This window comes from Nonomuraea sp. NPDC049269 (assembly GCF_043197155.1).
Classification (GTDB): Bacteria; Actinomycetota; Actinomycetes; order Streptosporangiales; family Streptosporangiaceae; genus Nonomuraea.
Genome location: NZ_JBICSO010000004.1, coordinates 661,534 through 679,722, shown reverse-complemented (window position 1 = coordinate 679,722; position 18,189 = coordinate 661,534). Strand labels below are relative to the sequence as shown.

The window sequence follows — 18,189 nt, the reverse complement described above, 5'->3', positions numbered from 1 at the left end:
TTACGTACGCACTACTGTCTGGGTCGGCCTAGGGTGGAAGTCAACCGCCGGGAGGTGGCCGTATGGAGCGCGTGGTCGTGCCAGAATGCTGGGCAGGTCCGTCGCGATCCGCACGGCCGCATCGTTCTCCGAGAGAGGCAACAGCCCCCCAGCGGGCATCTGGGTCCATTGTCGCCACGCGTTCGTTCGAGAGGTGTTCGTGTCGCCTGCAAGTTCGACTCGCTCGAAGCCACAAGAGCTGAACGAGCCCGTCATTCAGCGACTGCTCGAGCGTGGGCGCTCGCAGGGTTTCCTCGAGTCTGAGGATGTCCGTCAGGCCTTCGAGGAGGCGGACATCCCCATGTCTCACGCCGCCGCATTTTTGCGGAACCTCAGTAAAGAGGGCGTGACCGTGGTGGTGACCGCCGCGGATTCGGCTGCGCCGAAAAAGTCTCGTGGTCCAGCAAAGCGCCGTACCGCTGCCCCCGTCAAGACCAAGGCCGCAGCGGCCGCCAAAGAGCAGCAGCCTGAGACCGTGACCGCGGTCGTGGGCGCCGCCGAAGCCGAGCCCGCCCCCAAGAAGGCGGCTCCCGCCAAGAAGGCCGCTCCGGCGGCGAAGAAGGCGGCCGTGCCCGCCAAGAAGGCCGAGCCGAAGAGCGGTGGGCCTGCCGAGACCAAGCCGAAGAGCCCTGAGGGCGTCGACGACGACGAGGACATCGAGATCGAGGCGGATGTCGACCTCGAAGACCTCGAAGACATCGTGGTCGATGACGAGGAGATCGTCGCCGCGGACGACTCCGACACCGAGGACGCTCCCGAAACCGACGACGACACCGAGGAAGAGCCCAAGGCCGCCGACGTGGCCGCCGTGGCCGCCACGGAGAAGACCGAGGACGAGGTCCTCATCCTCTCCGACGACGACGATGACGCGCCGGTCGCGCAGGTGGCCGCCGCCGGCGCCACCGCCGACCCGGTCAAGGACTACCTCAAGCAGATCGGCAAGGTCCCCCTGCTCAACGCCGAGCAGGAGGTCGAGCTGGCCAAGCGCATCGAGGCGGGACTGTTCGCCGAGGAGCAGCTCGGCGGCGGCGAGACCGAGGTCCTGCCGGTCGACGTCCGGGCCGAGCTCGAGTGGATCGCCGAGGACGGCCGCCGAGCCAAGAACCACCTGCTGGAGGCCAACCTCCGCCTGGTGGTCTCGCTGGCCAAGCGCTACACCGGGCGCGGCATGCTGTTCCTGGACCTGATCCAGGAGGGCAACCTCGGTCTGATCCGCGCGGTCGAGAAGTTCGACTACACCAAGGGCTACAAGTTCTCCACCTACGCCACGTGGTGGATCCGGCAGGCGATCACCAGGGCCATGGCCGACCAGGCGCGGACCATCCGCATCCCGGTCCACATGGTCGAAGTGATCAACAAGCTGGCCCGGGTTCAGCGGCAGATGCTGCAGGACCTCGGCCGCGAGCCCACGCCGGAAGAGCTGGCCCGCGAGCTGGACATGACCCCCGAGAAGGTGGTCGAGGTCCAGAAGTACGGTCGCGAGCCCATCTCGCTGCACACCCCCCTCGGCGAGGAGGGCGACAGCGAGTTCGGTGACCTCATCGAGGACTCCGAGGCCATCGTGCCGGCCGACGCCGTCAGCTTCACGCTGCTCCAGGAGCAGCTGCACTCCGTTCTCGACACGTTGTCGGAGCGGGAAGCGGGCGTCGTGTCGATGCGATTCGGTCTCACGGACGGGCAGCCGAAGACACTCGACGAGATCGGCAAGGTCTACGGGGTGACGCGCGAGCGCATCCGGCAGATCGAGTCGAAGACGATGTCCAAGCTGCGTCACCCGTCCCGGTCCCAGGTGCTCCGCGACTACCTGGACTAAAACGCAAGTCTCGCTTCACCCCTGGCCCCGCACAGCGCTCGCTGTGCGGGGCCAGGTGCGTTTACGCCCCCTGCGTTCACGGCCCCTGGCTGAGGCGTTCCGCCTGGGCGCGGCCTACTGCGGTGGCTCGGCGCAGGTAGTCGGCGATCACGGCCAGCTCCGCGTCCGTGTACGCCTCCAGCACCTCGCCGAACGCCTTGCCCGGCGTATCCCAGGCTTCCCCGATCCTGGCCCGGGCCGTTGGGGCCAGGGCGACCAGTGCCCGCCTGCGGTCGGCGGGGTCGGCATGCCGTACGACCAGGCCGGCCTTCTCCAGCCGGTCCACCAGGCGGGTGGCGGAGCCGGGCGTCAGGCCGGTCAGCCGGGCGATCTCGCCGGTGCTCACCGGCCCGGACTCCACATCCAGCAGGGCCACGCACTGCAGGTCGGTGGGGTGAAGGCCCAAATGGTCAGCCAGCGCCTGATTGAACAGGACATATGCCGCATAGTGCCGCTGGCTCTCGTCGATGATCTGCTTCAGCGTTTCCGCTCGGTTTGACACCAGGCCGCTCCATGCCTCACATTTACTTGCGTCGCACAATTTTTGTGTGACGCACTCTTTGTGTCACGTACGCATTCTATCGAGGGGATCCCCATGTCCACACTCATCCGCGCCTCACCAGCCCGGGCGGACCGGCGGTGGGCCGTCCTGGCGGTCATCCTCGCCGCCGCTGTCCTGGACCTGCTCGACGCGACGATCACCAACGTCGCCGCCCCGACGATCGCGGCCGACCTCGGCGGGGGAGCGGCCCTCATCCAGTGGCTCGGCGCCGCCTACGCTCTCGCGCTCGGGGTCCTGCTGGTGGTCGGCGGGCGGCTCGGCGACCGGTACGGCCGTCGCCGGCTCTTCCTTCTCGGCATCACCGGCTTCACACTCGCCTCCGTCGCCTGCGGCCTGGCGGTCGACCCCGGCACGCTCATCGGTGCCCGGCTGGTGCAGGGCGGGTTCGGGGCGCTGATGATCCCCCAGGGCTTCGGGATCCTGGGGGCGGTCTTTCCGCGGGACCAGCTGGGCAAGGCCTTCAGCGTGTTCGCCCCTGGGCTCGGTGTCTCTTCGGTCGGGGGGCCGGTGCTGGCCGGCTTTCTGATCGAGGCCGATCTGGGTGGGCTGGGGTGGCGGGCGATGTTCCTGATCAACATCGTGCTCGGAGGCGCCGCCCTCCTGGCCGCCATCCGCCTCCTGCCCGCCGACGGCCCGCGTTCCGCGGATGCCTCTCGCTCCGCCGGGGCCGCGCGCTCTGCGGACGTCGCCAGCTCCGCTGGGGCCTCGCGTCTCGCTGACGGCCCGCGTTCCGCTGACGCCACACGTTCCGCTGGTGGCCCGCTTCCCGCTGACGGCTCGCGTCCTGCGGAGGTTTCCCGTCCCACCGGGGCCGCGGATTTCGCGGACAGCTCCCGCTCCTCCGAGGCCGCGTGCTCCCCTAGGACCCCCAGTTCCGGCGTGGTCTCTATTGCCGGCCGGGTTTCCGACGGCCGCGATCGCTCCGAGGGCCACTCCGCAGACCGTCTCCAGAGCCGCCCTGAGGGCCGTTCTGGGGCGGTTGCGGTGGACGGTGTGGGTGCCGGGGTGTTGGCGGTGGCCATGGTGGGCCTCCTGCACGGGCTGATCGACGGCTCGGCCCACGGGTGGACGCTCGTCCCGATCCTGTGTCTGGCCGGTGGGCTGGTGTTCTTCGGGCTGTTCTGCCTGCGCCAGCGCACCGCCGCCAGCCCGCTGATCGAGCCGTCGCTGCTGCGCAACCGCGGCTTCACCGCCGGCCTCGTGCTGGGCGTCGTCTTCTTCGCCGCCGTGTCCGGCCTGCTGTACGTGCTCGTGCTGTACATGCAGTACGGCCTGCGCTTCACGCCCGTGCGGGCGGCGCTCGGCCTGGCCCCGGTGGCGGTGGGGATCGTCATCGCCTCGATTGCCTGTCACCGGCTCATCGCCCGGCTCGGCCGCACTCTGATCGTCATCGGACTGGTCATCGGGCTGATCGGCACCGGCTGGCTGCTGGCCGTCGTCCGCGGCGTCGCCGACGGCGTCTGGCCGCTCGTTCTCGCCGCGCTCGTCATCGGGCTGGGCATGGGCACCTGTTTCGGCACCGTCTATGACGTCACCGTAGGCGACATCGACCCGCATGAGGCCGGCAGCGCCAGCGGAGCGCTCGCCGCGACCCAGCAACTGGCCAACGCCATCGGCGCCGCCGCCGTGACCACCGTCTACTTCCGTACCGGCGACCAGGCGCAGGCCGCAACCGGCAGCCTGCTCGTCGTGGTCGCCGCCACGATCGCCTGCTGCGGCCTGGTGTGGCTCCTGCCCCGCAAAGCCCAGCCCCACCACGGCTGAGCAGCAGCCCGCACAGCGCTCAGCTGTGCCGCTGAACCAAGGCTCAGCCGCACCACTGCTGAGCAGCCCGCACAAAACCCATCAAGACATGATTCATCACCAGAAAGGCACATCCCGATATGACCACCCTCGTTACCGGTGCTCGCGGCGCCGTGGCCACTGAGCTCATCGCCCTCCTGCGCCGACGCGGCCTGCCCGTCCGCCCGGCCTCCCGGCAGCCGGTCGACCCGTCGATCGCCACGTGCGATCTCAGCGACCCCGCGACGTTCCCCGCCGCACTGGCCGGCGTCACCTCGGTCTTCCTGTACGCCGAACCGTCGCACATCGACACCTTCGTCAAGGAGGCGACCGCGGCCGGAGTCGAGCACATCGTGCTGCTCTCGTCGTCGTCGGTTCTCGGGCCGGACGCCCAGGCCAGCCCTCTCGCCAAGTCCCATCTGGACGTGGAGCGCGCCGTGACCGCCGCGCCCGTCCGCGCCACGCTGCTGCGCCCGGGTACGTTCGCCGGCAACGCGCTGGCCTGGTCCTGGCCGGTCAAGGCCGGCAACCCGGTGAGCCTGCCCTTCCCGAACTCCTCCAACGACCCCATCCACGAGGCCGACATCGCCGAGGCGGCCGCCGCCGTGCTCACCGACCCGGCCCTGGCCGGCCGGCCGTACTGGCTGACCGGGCCTGAATCGATCACCTTCGCCGAGCAGATCGCCATCCTCAGCGACGTGACCGGCAGGGACATCGCCATCAAGAACGTCACGCGCGAGGAGTGGAAGGCGGAGATGGCCGACTACATCCCCGAACCCTTCGCCGACTCGTTGCTGGACTGGTGGCAGTCGAACGACGGCGTCCCGGCCGAGATCACCACGGACCTCGAGCGGTTGATCGGCCGCCCCGGCCGTACGTTCGCGACCTGGGCAGCGGACCACCTGGGTGACTTCAGAAGCTGACGTCCAAGGTCCAGGGACGGTTGGGGCGGGCGGGCTCGATCAGGTTGACCGCGTAGCCCTGGCTGGAGAGGAACTCGGCGAGTTCGCCGGGCGTGGCGGGATCTGCCCCGATCTCCAGCAGGGTGCGGGCGATCTCGCCACGGGTCGCCTTGGCCATGTGGCTGACCACCTTGCCCTCGCGGAACACCCGTACTGCCACAGAACGCTCCCCAGGCTGCCAGGCGCCGGCGTACGTGGCCGAACGCAGGTCGACCACCAGCCCGTCCAGGCGCTCCAGTTCCTTGGACACCTTGGGCCGCCAGAAGGCGGCCAGCCCGCCCAGCGCGGGCAGGTTCACCCCCATCGACAGCCGGTACGGGGGGATGCGGTCGATGATCCGCACCACGCCCCAAAGGCCGGAGAAGATGAGCACCGACTCCTCGGCCCGCTTCCTGGCCTCGTCCGTCAGGGTGCCGAGTCCGAGCTTCTCGTACAGGACACCGGTGTACAAATCGGAGGCCGGAAGGGCGGGGGCGGTTTGGAGTTCCAGGTTTTTGGCCAGCTCGCCGGCCAGGCCGGGCGACAGGCTGAGGACGTCGAGGGCGTCACGCCGTTTGGACGCTCTGATGAGCGCGGTCAGCACGCGTTTGCGCGGTCTGTCCAGGGCGGGGAACGAAAGCTCGCCCAAGGGGGGACCGCTGCCCTCCCCGGCCTTCCCCTCCGAGGGCGGCAACAAAATCAGCACGCCACAGCATAGTCAATGCCCGCCGCCCCTCGTGGGACCGCCCGGCGTGCTCCCTCCTCGGCGAAGGCCATCCGACACCGAGGTGCCGCCCGCCGCGATAGCCCGCCGGTGCACGGCGCCGGCGTCGTCCACGTACAGGTGCGGGAACACGGGCGTCGGCCCCTTCTCGGAGAGGCCACCCGCTCTCGCCGGCGAGACGCCCGGCTCTCCGGCGGGAACACTCGCTCTCGCCGGGGAGACGCCCGTCCGGCGAGAATCACCTGCTCTCTCCGAGGAGGAGCCCCGCTCTCCGGCGAGAACCACCCGCCGCGATGAATGCCCGCCGTGCGTGGTCTCACGCTCTGTGTTGTCGCCGCTCTTTCCCATCCTGTACGGCAAGCCCGGCCGGCCGCCACCCGCCGTCCGTGGCCGGGGGCCTCCAGGAATACGGCCGCTGAACCCGCACGTGGCCGGCCGCCGATACGACGCGTCCTTGGCCGCCTCCATGGCAGGTCCGGCTGGTTGGGTAGGGTGCGCGAATGGACTTTGACCTGCTTGTTCATGAAGCCTGGCCGGCCTATGAGCAGCGGACGCACGACGGTTGGATCCTTCGCTACGCCGGTGGCGTGACCAAGCGGGCGAACTCCGTGCTCGCCCTGGGACGGCCCGCCGATCTCGCCGGTGCGATCGAGGTGGCCGAGGCTTTCTATGCCGAAAAGGGGCAACGGAGTGTGTTCTCCGTTGGGGTGGGGGCCATGCCGGGGCTTGACGACGAGCTGGCCGCCCGGGGGTACGGGGTCGTCGATCCGACCGTGATCATGGTGGGGGGCGGCGTGCCGGAGCCGGTTCATCAGGTGCGGGTCGAGGAGCGGACCTGGCCGGAGTGGCTGGCGACCTGGTGGGCCGTGGACGGGCGGTACGCCGAGGGCGTGGCGGCGGCTGAGCGGATCTGCGAGGGGGTGCCCGCTCTGTATGCCGCGGTCGAGGAGGACGGCCGGGTCGTCGCCGTCGGGCGGGGTGTGCCGCAGGGGGAGACGCTCGGGATCTACTGCATGGCCACGTTGCCGCAGGCGCGACGCCGTGGGCTGGCCAGAAGTGTGCTGCGCGCCCTTGTACGGCGCGGTGGGGCGCGGTCGGCCTATCTGGTGACCACAGCGCCCAACGAGGCGGCTCAGGCCCTGTATCGAAGCGAGGGCTTCGAGGTGCGGGCCCGCTATCACTACCGGGTGAGATGAGGCCGCACGAGATGAGATCGGGCGGGATGAGCCCCGCTGAGACATGACGGAACGGCGGCCCCGGGCATACCAGGACCGCCGTTTCGCTTTGCGCAATATGTTGTTATGTCATCACGACCAGCGCGGGTTAGCGCTCGTCGTTGGGGGCCACTACTGGGGTTTCGCTGAGCCGAGCGGACTCGTCCAGGATGTCGGCGCCCTTCTCGCGAAGCGCCGCTATGTGCTGACGCCCGTGATGAGCGCAGAACAGCAGCTCCCCACCCACGGGCAGGGTCGCGCGAATGTATGCCTGGGCGCCGCAACGGTCGCAGCGGTCGAGGGCCGTCAGCGGCTTAACGGGGGCGAGAGCTCCAGTCACGTATCGCCTTTCGGGTCACCCCCGCCGAAGCGAGGATCTGGCGTCAGTCACTTGGACAACATCTAACCGGACGTGGACGTTCCCAATCACAGCCTCGCTACGCCGAGAGCAGAATGTGGCCGGAAGTAATGACGAGCAGCCGCCTGGTAACACCAAACCTGCCGTCATGGCAAGCTTGTACGCGTGCGTAGGGGAAGAACGATAGGCTACGCACACATGTTCGATGCTCGGATTCGACGCTTAGACGCAGGGGAGCCGGAGTGACGCTAGTGGAGGCGGGTTACACGGCTCGCCACCTGTCGGTGCTTGAGGGGCTGGAAGCGGTCCGCAAGCGCCCGGGCATGTATATCGGGTCGACCGACAGCCGCGGGCTCATGCACTGCCTCTGGGAGATCGTCGACAACGGCGTCGACGAGGCGCTCGCCGGGCACTGCACCCGCATCGAGGTGGAGCTCTATCCCGACGGCTCCATCGAGGTGCGTGACGACGGCCGCGGCATCCCCGTCGACATCGAGCCCAAGAGCGGCCTGGCCGGAGTCGAGCTCGTCTACACCAAGCTCCACGCGGGCGGTAAGTTCGGCGGCGGCTCCTATGGCGCGTCCGGCGGCCTGCACGGCGTGGGCGCCTCCGTGGTCAACGCCCTGTCCGAGCGCCTCGACGTCGAGGTCGACCGCGACGGCATGATCCACGAGATCAGCTTCCGCCGCGGCGTGCCCGGCGTCTTCGACGGCGACGGCCCGAAGGCCAAGTTCAAGAAGAAGTCCGGCCTGCGCGACGGCGGCAAGCTGCCCAAGCGGGTCACCGGCACCAGGGTGCGGTTCTGGGCCGACAAGCAGATCTTCCTGCCCGATGCCGAGGTCTCGCTCGACGAGATCCACGTCCGGCTCCGCCAGACCGCCTTCCTGGTGCCCGGCCTGACCCTGGCCGTGATCGACAGCAGGCACGAGGAGCGGGTCGAGGAGGAGTTCCACTTCGACGGCGGCATCTCCGAGTTCACCGAGTTCCTGGCCCGCGACGAGGCCGTCTGCGACGTGCTGCGCCTGCAGGGGGTCGGTCACTTCCACGAGACCGTCCCCGTGCTCGACGACCAGGGTCACATGACCTCCACCGAGGTGCAGCGCGAGCTCACCGTCGACGTGGCCGTGCGCTGGGGCAAGGGTTACGACTCGACCGTCCGCTCGTTCGTCAACGTCATCGCCACCCCCAAGGGCGGCACCCACCTCACCGGCTTCGAGCGTGGCCTGGTCCGCACCATCAACGAGCTGCTGCGCGAGTCCCGCCTGCTGAAGAACGGCGACGACCCGGTCAACAAGGAGGACATCTCCGAGGGCCTCACCGGGGTCGTCACGGTCCGGGTGCCGGAGCCGCAGTTCGAGGGCCAGACCAAGGAGGTGCTGGGCACCTCGGCGGCCACCCGCATCGTGTCCCACGTGGTCTCCCGCGAGATCAGGGAGCTGTTCGCCAACCCGCCGCGCGGCTACAAGCAGCCCCTGCGCGCCGTGCTGGAGAAGATCGTCACCGCGGCCAAGGCCCGCATCGCGGCCCGCGAGCACCGCGACAACCAGCGTCGCAAGAGCGCCCTGGAAAACTCCGCGCTCCCGGCCAAGCTCGTCGACTGCCGCAGCGACGACATCGACCGCAGCGAGCTGTTCATCGTCGAGGGCGACTCCGCTCTGGGCACCGCCAAGCTGGCCCGCGACTCGGAGTTCCAGGCACTGCTGCCGATCCGCGGCAAGATCCTCAACGTGCAGAAGGCGTCCGTGAGCGACATGCTCAAGAACGCCGAGTGCGCCGCGATCATCCAGGTGGTCGGCGCGGGCTCCGGCCGGTCCTTCGACATCGAGGCGGCCCGCTACGGCAAGGTCATCCTGATGGCCGACGCCGACGTCGACGGCGCCCACATCCGCTGCCTGCTGCTGACCCTGTTCCACCGCTACATGCGGCCCATGGTCGAGGCGGGCAGGGTGTTCGCCGCCGTCCCGCCGCTGCACCGCATCGAGCTCACCAACCCTGGCCGGGGCAAGGAGAAGTACATCTACTGCTACTCCGACGCCGAGTTGCACAAAGTGCTGCGCGACCTGGAGCGGCGTGGCCGGCGCTGGAAGGACCCCGTGCAGCGCTACAAGGGTCTGGGCGAGATGGACGCCGACCAGCTGGCTGAGACCACCATGGACCCCCGCCACCGCATCCTGCGCCGCGTCCGGATCGAGGACGCGGAGACGGCGGAGGGGATCTTCAGCCTGCTGATGGGGAGCGATGTGGCTCCGCGTCGCGAGTTCATCGTCAACAGCGCGGCCGAGGTCGACCGCGATCACATCGACGCCTGAGCGCTGCTCGCCGACGCGGTGATCCAGTCGTGGGCTCGCTGGAAGCGGCGAGGCTAGGCTGGTGGCCGTGTCGGGTGTGGATCGGGCTGAGGTTCCATGGGTGTCCGACGACGTGCCGGACGTCGTCGTGGTGGATGGGCAGGCGCAGTCCTACAGCGGCAATGTCCATGAAGAGCTCAAACTGCTCCTCATGATCGACTCAGGTCTCACCTTGCGCAGACGCGGCACGACCTACCGGGCCGCTCCTGGGCAACTGGTCGCGCTCCACCCGGACGACGCGCATTCCGGGCAGCCGGACGATCTCGAGTCGGCGCGTTGGCTGATCATGTGTGTGTCGCCCTCCTTGATCGCCGAGGTCGCCACGCCTGAGGCGGTGCGCTACGGGGATCCGGTGATCCGGGACAGCGGGCTGGCGGCCCGTTTCCGGTCCGTACACGGCTCCCTCTACCGGCCTTCCGGGCAGCCCGGTTCGGCGCTGGGGCGGGAGACACAGATGCTGGAGTTCGTCTCCAGGCTGGCGCGGCAGTCCTACGGTGCCGAGGGTAGGAGGGACACGGCGCAGCGTGTCCCCGAGACTCTGCGTGCGTACCTGCGGGCGAACCTGTCCCGCAACGTGACGCTGGACGAGCTCAGCGCGGTGACGGAGCTCAGCAAGTACCGGCTCGTGCGCGTGTGCACCGCCTGGTTCGGTCTGCCGCCGCACAAGCTGCATCTGCGTCTTCGGCTCGATCGGGCCAGGCAACTGCTCCGGCGCGGTACGGGGATCGCCGAGGTCGCCTACGAGACGGGATTCCACGATCAACCCCACCTGACCCGGGTGTTCGCCCGGACCTACGGGATGACCCCCGCCCTGTACCAGTCGACATATCGCGGCACGGCGTGGACCGGCTGGGCCGCACGCTGATCCAGGCGGGGCAAGAACGTGCAATACGGATGTCGAGCCCGGCAGGTAGTTTCCTCGGCGACGCCAACTTGGTACGAGCGCGACGGAGATACGGCGAGTTGCACGACGACTGCCCTGTCCCTCGGGCTGTGTGCTTTTCGATGGGAGCATGTGATGCGTTACCGGCTGCTGGGCCGCACGGGGCTGCGGGTGTCCGAAGCGTTCCTGGGAACGATGACCTTCGGCGAGGACTGGGGGTGGGGCGCCTCGGTCGAGGAATGCCGCAAGATGTTCAGCGTCTACGCCGAAGCGGGCGGCAATGTGATCGACACCGCCAACCGGTACACCGAGGGCAGCAGTGAGCGGATCGTCGGGGACCTGCTCGGCTCCGACCGCGACCGTTTCGTGCTGTCCACGAAGTACACACTGACCATGGACGGCACCGACCCCAACGCCGGCGGCAACCACCGCAAGAACCTGGTCCGTTCGGTGGAGGCCAGCCTGCGGCGGCTGGGCACCGACTACATCGACCTGCTGTGGGTGCACATCTGGGACCCCAACACCCCGGTCGAGGAGACGATGCGAGCGCTGGACGATCTCGTACGGGCGGGCAAGGTGTTGTACGTCGGGATCTCCGATGCGCCCGCCTGGCTGATCTCCCGCGCGCAGACCATCGCCGAGTTCCGCGGGTGGACGCCGTTCGCCGGCCTGCAACTGCCCTACAGCCTGCTCAAGCGTGACATCGAGCGGGAGTTGCTGCCCATGGCCGCAGCTTCGGAACTGTCGGTGGCCGCGTGGTCGCCGCTGGCCGGCGGTGTCTTGTCGGGCAAGTTCACCCGCTCAGGAGCCGACGGCCCCTCCCGGGTCGACCGTGCCACCGTCTCCGAACGCGACCTGGGCATCGCGCGCACTGTGGACACCGTGGCCGACGAACTGGGCGTTTCCTCCTCGCAGGTGGCCATCGCGTGGACGCGAGCGCATCGTCCGTGGATCCACCCGATCCTCGGCGCCCGCAACCTGGACCAGTTGACCGACAACCTCGCCGCGATCGACCTGCGACTGCCCGACGAGGCGGTGCGCCGACTGGACGAGGCCAGCGCGATCGACCTGGGCTTCCCGATGGAGTTCATCATGGACACCACGACCGACTTCGTCTACGGGCCCAGCGGAAAGCAGGTCGACGGCCGCCGGGTCGGATGAGCGCGGCGCTGACCCGTCCAAGGCCTCCCCTCGAGGGCTTCCTTCCAGGCGTCAATCCGGGCGCTCAGGTCCTCGGGCAGCATGCCAAGACCCGATGCACACGCCCTGCCAAAGGCGAAAGATCCTTTTTGGGAACCCCCTCAGGCCAACCGCCGCGATGCGTGCCTACGGCCCGCTGGACTCGCCGTAGACCAGGCCTCGGAGCCGTCATCGCCCCCGCACGGCCGATGGTTCTCCAGGGGCACACTCCTCCGGTGCGATGGGCTGGGCGCCGTGGCGTGCGTGCGGTTGGCTGTGGCTTCTGTGTGGTCAGGGGGCGGCGCGGTTCATGCGGTCAGGTCCGGCGTGAACACCTTCCGGTCGATCGGTGAAGGAGAGGTGTGAACCCAAGGACCGAGAGGTGACCGCGATGACACGGGCGTTACCCGCTCAAGCCGGGGACGCCGTGATCATCGAGCAGTCCTGGCGGGAGCCCGAACGTTTCGCCGCCATCTTCGACCGCTACTACTCCGAGATCCACGGCTACGCCTCACGCAGGCTGGGCGGCGGTCTGGCCGACGACGTCGCCGCGGAGACGTTCCTGATCGCCTTCGACAAGCGCGCCGGTTACGACGTCTCCCGCGCCGACGCGCGGCCCTGGCTGTACGGCATAGCCTCCAACCTGATCGCCCGGCGCCGTCGCGCCGAGGAGCGCCAGTACCGGGCGCTGGCCAAGGCCGGCCCGGAGAATCCCGTAGAGGATCACGCCGAGCGGGTCGCCGGAGAGGTGGACGCGGTCGCGCGCAGACCGGCGCTCGCCCAGGCTCTGGCCAAGATCGCCCACGGCGACAGGGACGTGCTGCTCCTGGTCGCCTGGGCCGAGCTCACCTCGGAGCAGGCGGGCCAGGCGCTCGGCATTCCGGCGGGTACGGCGCGCTCACGGCTGCACAGGGCCCGTAAGAAGATCCAGGACGCACTGGGAGGGGACCGATCATGAACGACGTGGAGACGCTGCGTGAGGCCTGGGACGGGCCGGAGCCTCCCTCACCGGCCGCGCAGGCGGCGGCCAGGGCCGCCCTCATGGCGCGAGCCGCCGGACGCCGTCCCAAGCGCAGGTGGGCGATGCGGGCGCTGGCGGTGGCCGCCTCGGCGGTGGTGATCGCGACGGGGGCGACCCTGGTGCAGTCTGTGGGCGGGGGAGAGCCGACGCTTCCCGCCGCCAACGCGCAGGTGGTGCTCACCAGGATCGCGGCGGCCGTACAGAAGAAGGACTTCACGCCGCCGCGCGACGATCAGTGGATCTACATCGAAGATCACACGCAGAGCCGTGGCAAGGGGTACGCGAGGGGCACGCGGTTCACCCCGCAGACGCCGTTGAAGAACACGGTGGACGAATTCTGGACTCGAGCCGACGGCAAGCGGGTCGGCTACATGGTGAACGGCAAGCTGATGACCACCAACCCTGGAGCCCGGACGCCGGAGAACACCTACGCCCTGGTGGCCGCGCTGCCCACCGATCCCGACAAACTGCTGGCCAGATTCCGCAAGATCAACGCCGTGAAGGACAAAGATCCGGATGGCTGGGTCTTCCAGCGGTTCGAGGTGACCCTGAACCAGAACATCGTCCCCCCGGCCCAGGAGGCGGCCATCTTCCAGGCGATGGCCAAGCTCCCCGGCGTGCAGGTGGACGAGTCGGCGGTGGACGTCGAGGGCCGTCCGGCGCTGTCGGTCTCCCGCATCCTCGACGGGTGGCGCAAGTTCGAGATCCTGCTGGACCCGGCGACCTACGCCTACCGGGGCCGGCGCGAGACCGCGATCACCGATCATGAGGAGCGATACCCGCAGCGGGGGATCGAGCAGTTCACCGTGAAGAACGGCAAGCGAGTTCCCGAGCCCCCCTACGTGGCGTGGAGCATCGAGAAGGGGACGGTCTGGATGATGTTCACCCGCGCCGCCGTCGGTGTGGTCGACAAGGCCGGGCAGAAGTTGTAACCATCCCCGGCTGAGGCGGAGGCGCGAAGAGACTAGGCGGGGCGCAAGGCGCTGGTGTCGAGGACCGGCCACAGGTTGGTGATCTGGTCGTCCCTGAGCTCGAAGATGACGCAGGCCCTGATCTCCACGGGCTGGTTCGTCGGCGGGACGCCGAAGAAGGTGCCGGTGTGCGTCCCCGTCAGGGTCCATCTGGTGGCAACCCTGTTGTCTTCTGCGATCATGTCCTGGACGTCGAAGTGCATGTCTGGGAGGGCTGAGCGGATGTGGGTGGAGATCTGCTTGGCGCGCTCCGGGCCCGGTGGGTCGCCGGGAGCGGTGGAGAGGGTGCTGGCGATGATCTCGTCGGCCACGTCCAGCCTGCCCTGGTTGAGCACCTCGTCGTACAGGCGCATGACGACGTCCTTCATCGGTATATCCTTTCAGTTGGCTAGTAACTAGAAACAGATATTTCTAGTTTTCCTAGACACTTGGAACGTTAAGGAGTTTGGTGGGCGATGTCAAGACGTGCGGCGTTGGTGACCGCGTTGCTGGAAGCGCTGCGCAAGACCAACGTGCTGTCGGTCTCCATGAGTCAGGCGGCCGCGGTCCGCATCGGCATCAACACCACCGATCTCCACTGCCTCAACCTGTTGAGTGAAGGGCCGCTGACCGCCAGCGAGCTGGCGCGGCGAGCGGGGATCACCACCGCGTCCGTCACCGGCGTCATCGACCGGCTCGAATCCGTGGGGTATGTACGGCGGGAGCGGGACGACACCGATCGGCGGAAGGTCGTGGTGACGCTCGTGCTGGAGCGGGCGGCGGTGGACGTCGCGCCGGTGTTCACGCCGCTGCTCAAGGCGTGGCGCGAATCGCTGAGTGAGTACAGCGATGAGCAGCTCGAAGTGATCACCGACTTCATGAGCAGGACACAGGCGGTGTTCCAGGACGAGGTCGAGCAGATGCGCGCCGGCCCGCCGAGCTGACCCGGCCAGGTCCGGACACGCGAAAGGGGGCCGGGATGTCCCGGCCCCCTTCGGTGTTTCAGCTGGTCAGCCCTGGTAGATGGCTGTCAGGTGGTCAGCGCCAGTAGATGACCGTCAGGGTCGGGGGCTTGACGCCCGCGTCCTTGTTCTCCGACGCGGCGAAGGCGCGCCAGTTGGTGGCCTCCGACTCGTTGGCGCCCTTCAGCTGGACGCCGTAGTTGGCGGCGCCGGAGGCCCAGGCCTTGGCCATGGAGGTCACCGGCCACGACAGGTACCCGGCGCCCCCGGCGCACGGGGCGGTCCAGGTGCGGCCGCGGCCCTGCCGGTTCGTCACCTGGCCCGCCGTTGTGGTCGAGGGCTTGTTGTCCCAGTTCAGGTCGGTCTCGTCCCAGGCGCTGGTGATCCGCTGGGCGGTGAGGCCGGAGCCCACCACGAGGCCGCAGGCGTTCGTCTCCAGGTTCCACATCGCCATGTTGGCGAACAGGACCCGCTTGCCGGTCAGCTTGTGGGTGTCGAACTTGACCAGGCTGCGCATGACGTCGCCGCCCTGCCCGTTCTCCCACGGCATCGTGCCCGCGATGATCATCGGGTCACCGGGGTGCGAGGCCCAGGAGGTGGCGACGTCGGTGTCCGTCACACTCGGCAGCGTGATCACCGGGTCGACGGTCACCGGGTAGACGCGCGACGGGTCCGCCAGGAACTTGGCGTCCGGCTTGAGCACCAGGACCTTGGTCCCGTTCTGCGTCTCGACCGTGGTGTCGATCTTCGAGAGCGAGTCACCGCGGGGCTTGCCGTGGCCCTTGGAGTCCCACATGACCGGCTGCGGCGCCGCGGCGACCACCTTGTCGTCGGCCGTGCTGGTCAGGAGCAGGCGACCCTCGGCGGACTCGGACAGATCCACGCCCTCGGTCTGCACCGGGATGCGGAGCTCCAGCGGGCCTGAGGGCTTCTCGCGCAGGACCACGTCGTGACGGAACCCCGTGGGCAGGACGGTGACGACGAGGTCGGCCCCCAGACCGGCCGCGTCGGTGAAGGTGGCGACGTTCTCCTTGACGACCGGCTTGGGCAGCGCGGTCGGCCACTTGAGCGAGAACACGCGGCCGTCGTCGTCGGTCATCTTGGCCAGCGTGCCCTCGCCGCCGTTGGAGACCTCGACCTTGGCGCGCGATGCGCGCGGCTTCAGGACCGCGCCGTCGGCGACGAGTGAGGTGTCGATGGGCACCCACTGGCCGTCCTGCTGGACCTGGGAGGGGCCCGAGGTGATGGTCGCGGTGAGGCTGCCGTCAGGGTTGGCGACGGTGGTGCTCGACTCGTCCGACAGGCTCGGCACGGGTACGGGCTTGCCGTCGGCGGCGGCCTGGGCCAGGGCGATCTCCTCGGCGCTCTGGCCGGTGGGGGTCGCGGCCGAGGCCGGGAAGGCCGTGGCACCGGTGAGTACGGTCACGGCGCTCAGTCCGAGGGCCAGACGGCCCATGGAACGGTTGAGAGACTTACGCAAAATCTACGTCCTAACGATTCGGTGGATGTGGAGCAGCGCGCGAATGCGCTGACTTCAGGGCGTCGGCGGGGGTCTGACCCCCGGCGACGATCACCGATCGTTAGGCGGTGCCGGATTGATCGTTAACATGACGTCCCCGTTTCTGTGGCGGCGAACAAGATCGCCGACGGGTCACAGGAATATCACAAGCGGCAGTCCGGCAATGCGAGAGATCGTTTTGGTGCGATATTTATCACAAAACGTAGAGTTATCGGGAAATACGGAAAGTCAGCTCAGAGCGACCGGCAGCAGCTTGCCCGTGTGCACGTCGTAGATCGCACCGCCCACCGGCAGCCCCGGGGGCAGGAAGGGCGAGGAGTTGATCCGCGTCAGGTCGTGGCGCAGGGCCGCGTCCTGGTCGGGGACGGTGTGGAACTCCAGGCTGCGGGTGTCGACGCCGTGCCGCTGGGTGAGCTCGTGCACGTCGGCGTCGGTGACCTTGGACATGCCGCAGTCGGTGTGCGGCATCACCAGGACCCGTTCGACGCCGAGCAGGTAGACGGCCAGGACGAGGGTACGCAGGACGTCGTCCGTCACGCGCGCGCCCGCGTTCCGCAGGATCTTGGCGTCGCCCGGCTTCAAGCCGAGCAGTCCCAGGGGGTCGATGCGGGAGTCCATGCAGGTCACCACGCCCAGCCCGCGAGCTGCCCGACCGGTCAGATCGGAATTTCGGAATTTAGCAGCATATTTAGCGTTGCCGGCAATCAGGTCGTCAAACGCACTCATGGGACAGATGATCCCTCATACCCGTTTCGTGGTGTTTCTCGGGGTGGCGACACGGCCGGAGTTGCTCAAGGTCCCACGCGCGACCCTCACTTTGCGTGATGATGTCGTAGCCCAACGTGTGAACTCTGCTCAGAACGTGATCGAAGAAGGTTTTTCGTGAGTAGGTCCGAATCGCTCGCCGCGTACCTGCGTACCCAGGCCAGGCGCCGCCTCGACCGTGTGGAGACCCGAGACGACGGCCGCAACGCGAAGTGCGCGCTGGCGCTCCTCGACGCGGCCGCCTACGCGAGCGGCCTCCCCGACGACGACCCGCTCCTCACGCTGCTCGACCAGGCAGGCTGCTTCGGTCCGCTGGGCTGTGACGACTTCGAGCCCGGAGAGGTCGGCTATCGGCTGATCCGGGAGTGGCAGGGCGAGCCCCACGAACTCCTGCTCGCCCTGCCGGCCGCCATCGCGACCACCGCCTGATCACCGCCTGATCACCGTCTGACCGCCGGCCGCCGTCAGACGGGGGCGTTGCCCGGCTTCCACTTGATGCCGCAGCCGAGTGACGGGTTCTGCTCCTCGCTCACCGGCTCGCCCGCCAGCAGGGCGTCGATCGCCGCGCGCAGCGCGGAGCCCGTCACCGGTACGGAGTTGCCGGGCCGGGCGTCGTCGAACTCACCGCGGTAGGCCAGCCGGAACGCGGCGTCGTACAGGAAGAAGTCGGGCGTGCACGCCGCCCGATACGCCCTGGCGGTCTCCTGCGTGTCGTCGAGCAGATAGGGGAACGTGAAGCCCGCCCGCTTCGCCTGTTCTGCCAGGTGTGTCGGGTCGTCGTCGGGGTAGTTCACGCTGTCGTTGCTGCAGATGGCCACCATCGACAGCCTGGCCCCGTAGTCGGTGGCCAGGACCCCGAGGCCCTGCTCGATGTGGCGCACATAGGGGCAGTGGTTGGACAGGAACGCCACGAGGATGGCGGGCGAGTCCTTGAGATCCGCGAGCGAGACGCTGCCGCCCTGAATAGCGGTCAGGTGGAAATCGGGCGCTGGGGAACCGAGAGGGACCATGAAGGAGTTGGCAGCCATGGCATCTATTGTCGCCTGTACCTCCACGTAGGAACGGTTTCCTGTTTGTGGGCGGTAGTTAA

The 18,189-nt window shown here is 68.6% G+C and carries 18 protein-coding genes; 11 read left to right on the top strand and 7 right to left on the bottom strand.

Annotated features, from left to right (window positions below):
- The first annotated feature begins 199 nt into the window (after positions 1–199).
- A complete protein-coding gene (locus tag ACGFNP_RS26005; protein WP_358315632.1) occupies positions 200–1,852 on the top strand; it encodes an RNA polymerase sigma factor in 1,653 nt (550 codons plus the stop codon).
- A gap of 76 nt (positions 1,853–1,928) precedes the next feature.
- Here the strand turns inward: ACGFNP_RS26005 and ACGFNP_RS26000 are convergent, their stop codons facing one another.
- Positions 1,929–2,393 (bottom strand): MarR family winged helix-turn-helix transcriptional regulator, encoded by a 465-nt coding sequence (locus ACGFNP_RS26000; protein ID WP_393323062.1) that lies wholly within the window; start codon positions 2,391–2,393, stop codon positions 1,929–1,931.
- 93 nt (positions 2,394–2,486) lie between these two features.
- On the opposite strand from ACGFNP_RS26000, the gene ACGFNP_RS25995 reads away from it, so the two are divergent.
- Positions 2,487–4,217, top strand: a complete 1,731-nt coding sequence (locus ACGFNP_RS25995; protein ID WP_393323059.1) for an MFS transporter — start codon at positions 2,487–2,489, stop codon at positions 4,215–4,217.
- Between the two features lie 119 nt (positions 4,218–4,336).
- Positions 4,337–5,158 (top strand): NAD(P)H-binding protein, encoded by an 822-nt coding sequence (locus tag ACGFNP_RS25990; RefSeq protein ID WP_393323056.1) that lies wholly within the window; start codon positions 4,337–4,339, stop codon positions 5,156–5,158.
- Here the strand turns inward: ACGFNP_RS25990 and ACGFNP_RS25985 are convergent.
- Positions 5,148–5,882 (bottom strand): YaaA family protein, encoded by a 735-nt coding sequence (locus ACGFNP_RS25985; protein ID WP_393323053.1) that lies wholly within the window; start codon positions 5,880–5,882, stop codon positions 5,148–5,150. The two genes, ACGFNP_RS25990 and ACGFNP_RS25985, sit on opposite strands and share 11 nt — an antisense overlap.
- A gap of 518 nt (positions 5,883–6,400) precedes the next feature.
- On the opposite strand from ACGFNP_RS25985, the gene ACGFNP_RS25980 reads away from it, so the two are divergent.
- A complete protein-coding gene (locus ACGFNP_RS25980) occupies positions 6,401–7,096 on the top strand; it encodes a GNAT family N-acetyltransferase (RefSeq protein WP_358315620.1) in 696 nt (231 codons plus the stop codon).
- 127 nt (positions 7,097–7,223) lie between these two features.
- Here the strand turns inward: ACGFNP_RS25980 and ACGFNP_RS25975 are convergent, their stop codons facing one another.
- Positions 7,224–7,454 carry a hypothetical protein gene (locus tag ACGFNP_RS25975; protein ID WP_308127153.1) on the bottom strand — a complete coding sequence of 77 codons (231 nt, stop codon included), beginning with the start codon at positions 7,452–7,454 and terminating at the stop codon, positions 7,224–7,226.
- 260 nt (positions 7,455–7,714) lie between these two features.
- Here ACGFNP_RS25975 and ACGFNP_RS25970 point away from each other — a divergent pair, with 260 nt between their 5' ends.
- The 5 genes from ACGFNP_RS25970 (at position 7,715) to ACGFNP_RS25950 (ending at position 13,835) form a co-directional block, all read left to right on the top strand.
- Positions 7,715–9,781 carry a DNA topoisomerase IV subunit B gene (locus tag ACGFNP_RS25970; RefSeq protein ID WP_358315617.1) on the top strand — a complete coding sequence of 689 codons (2,067 nt, stop codon included), beginning with the start codon at positions 7,715–7,717 and terminating at the stop codon, positions 9,779–9,781.
- A 100-nt stretch (positions 9,782–9,881) separates the two neighbouring features.
- A complete protein-coding gene (locus ACGFNP_RS25965; RefSeq protein ID WP_393323048.1) occupies positions 9,882–10,685 on the top strand; it encodes a helix-turn-helix domain-containing protein in 804 nt (267 codons plus the stop codon).
- 153 nt (positions 10,686–10,838) lie between these two features.
- Entirely contained in the window at positions 10,839–11,864 is a 1,026-nt protein-coding gene (locus tag ACGFNP_RS25960; RefSeq protein ID WP_358315611.1) for an aldo/keto reductase, read from the top strand.
- 409 nt (positions 11,865–12,273) lie between these two features.
- Positions 12,274–12,840, top strand: a complete 567-nt coding sequence (locus tag ACGFNP_RS25955; RefSeq protein WP_358315737.1) for an RNA polymerase sigma factor — start codon at positions 12,274–12,276, stop codon at positions 12,838–12,840.
- Positions 12,837–13,835 (top strand): CU044_5270 family protein, encoded by a 999-nt coding sequence (locus ACGFNP_RS25950; protein ID WP_358315608.1) that lies wholly within the window; start codon positions 12,837–12,839, stop codon positions 13,833–13,835. Before ACGFNP_RS25955 ends, ACGFNP_RS25950 begins: the two co-directional genes overlap by 4 nt.
- A 32-nt stretch (positions 13,836–13,867) precedes the next feature.
- Here ACGFNP_RS25950 and ACGFNP_RS25945 read toward each other — a convergent pair whose 3' ends face one another.
- Positions 13,868–14,242, bottom strand: a complete 375-nt coding sequence (locus tag ACGFNP_RS25945) for an ester cyclase (protein WP_393323043.1) — start codon at positions 14,240–14,242, stop codon at positions 13,868–13,870.
- Between the two features lie 87 nt (positions 14,243–14,329).
- Between ACGFNP_RS25945 and ACGFNP_RS25940 the strand changes: the two genes are divergently transcribed.
- Positions 14,330–14,797, top strand: coding sequence for a MarR family transcriptional regulator (locus ACGFNP_RS25940; protein ID WP_358315602.1), 468 nt, complete (start codon positions 14,330–14,332; stop codon positions 14,795–14,797).
- A 94-nt stretch (positions 14,798–14,891) separates the two neighbouring features.
- Here ACGFNP_RS25940 and ACGFNP_RS25935 read toward each other — a convergent pair whose 3' ends face one another.
- Both ACGFNP_RS25935 and ACGFNP_RS25930 read right to left on the bottom strand, forming a co-directional pair.
- Entirely contained in the window at positions 14,892–16,271 is a 1,380-nt protein-coding gene (locus ACGFNP_RS25935) for a DNRLRE domain-containing protein (protein WP_393323038.1), read from the bottom strand.
- Positions 16,272–16,562: 291 nt separating this feature from the next.
- Positions 16,563–17,060, bottom strand: a complete 498-nt coding sequence (locus ACGFNP_RS25930) for a beta-class carbonic anhydrase (protein WP_393323035.1) — start codon at positions 17,058–17,060, stop codon at positions 16,563–16,565.
- A 156-nt stretch (positions 17,061–17,216) separates the two neighbouring features.
- Here ACGFNP_RS25930 and ACGFNP_RS25925 point away from each other — a divergent pair, with 156 nt between their 5' ends.
- The gene (locus ACGFNP_RS25925; protein ID WP_358315593.1) at positions 17,217–17,528 is read left to right on the top strand and encodes a hypothetical protein; all 312 of its coding nucleotides are present in this window, start codon (positions 17,217–17,219) and stop codon (positions 17,526–17,528) included.
- A gap of 35 nt (positions 17,529–17,563) precedes the next feature.
- Here the strand turns inward: ACGFNP_RS25925 and ACGFNP_RS25920 are convergent, their stop codons facing one another.
- Positions 17,564–18,127 carry a thioredoxin family protein gene (locus ACGFNP_RS25920; protein WP_393323032.1) on the bottom strand — a complete coding sequence of 188 codons (564 nt, stop codon included), beginning with the start codon at positions 18,125–18,127 and terminating at the stop codon, positions 17,564–17,566.
- Positions 18,128–18,189 lie beyond the last annotated feature (62 nt).

Excerpts from the sequence above, each read along its gene's own strand:
- ACGFNP_RS25920 (WP_393323032.1), bottom strand. The coding sequence starts at position 18,127 with ATGGCTGCCAACTCCTTCATGGTCCCTCTCGGTTCCCCAGCGCCCGAT.
- ACGFNP_RS25950 (WP_358315608.1), top strand. The coding sequence starts at position 12,837 with ATGAACGACGTGGAGACGCTGCGTGAGGCCTGGGACGGGCCGGAGCCT.
- ACGFNP_RS25940 (WP_358315602.1), top strand. The coding sequence starts at position 14,330 with ATGTCAAGACGTGCGGCGTTGGTGACCGCGTTGCTGGAAGCGCTGCGC.
- ACGFNP_RS25990 (WP_393323056.1), top strand. The coding sequence starts at position 4,337 with ATGACCACCCTCGTTACCGGTGCTCGCGGCGCCGTGGCCACTGAGCTC.
- ACGFNP_RS25980 (WP_358315620.1), top strand. The coding sequence starts at position 6,401 with ATGGACTTTGACCTGCTTGTTCATGAAGCCTGGCCGGCCTATGAGCAG.
- ACGFNP_RS25935 (WP_393323038.1), bottom strand. The coding sequence starts at position 16,271 with ATGGGCCGTCTGGCCCTCGGACTGAGCGCCGTGACCGTACTCACCGGT.
- ACGFNP_RS25955 (WP_358315737.1), top strand. The coding sequence starts at position 12,274 with ATGACACGGGCGTTACCCGCTCAAGCCGGGGACGCCGTGATCATCGAG.
- ACGFNP_RS25945 (WP_393323043.1), bottom strand. The coding sequence starts at position 14,242 with ATGAAGGACGTCGTCATGCGCCTGTACGACGAGGTGCTCAACCAGGGC.
- ACGFNP_RS25995 (WP_393323059.1), top strand. The coding sequence starts at position 2,487 with ATGTCCACACTCATCCGCGCCTCACCAGCCCGGGCGGACCGGCGGTGG.
- ACGFNP_RS25930 (WP_393323035.1), bottom strand. The coding sequence starts at position 17,060 with ATGAGTGCGTTTGACGACCTGATTGCCGGCAACGCTAAATATGCTGCT.
- ACGFNP_RS25960 (WP_358315611.1), top strand. The coding sequence starts at position 10,839 with ATGCGTTACCGGCTGCTGGGCCGCACGGGGCTGCGGGTGTCCGAAGCG.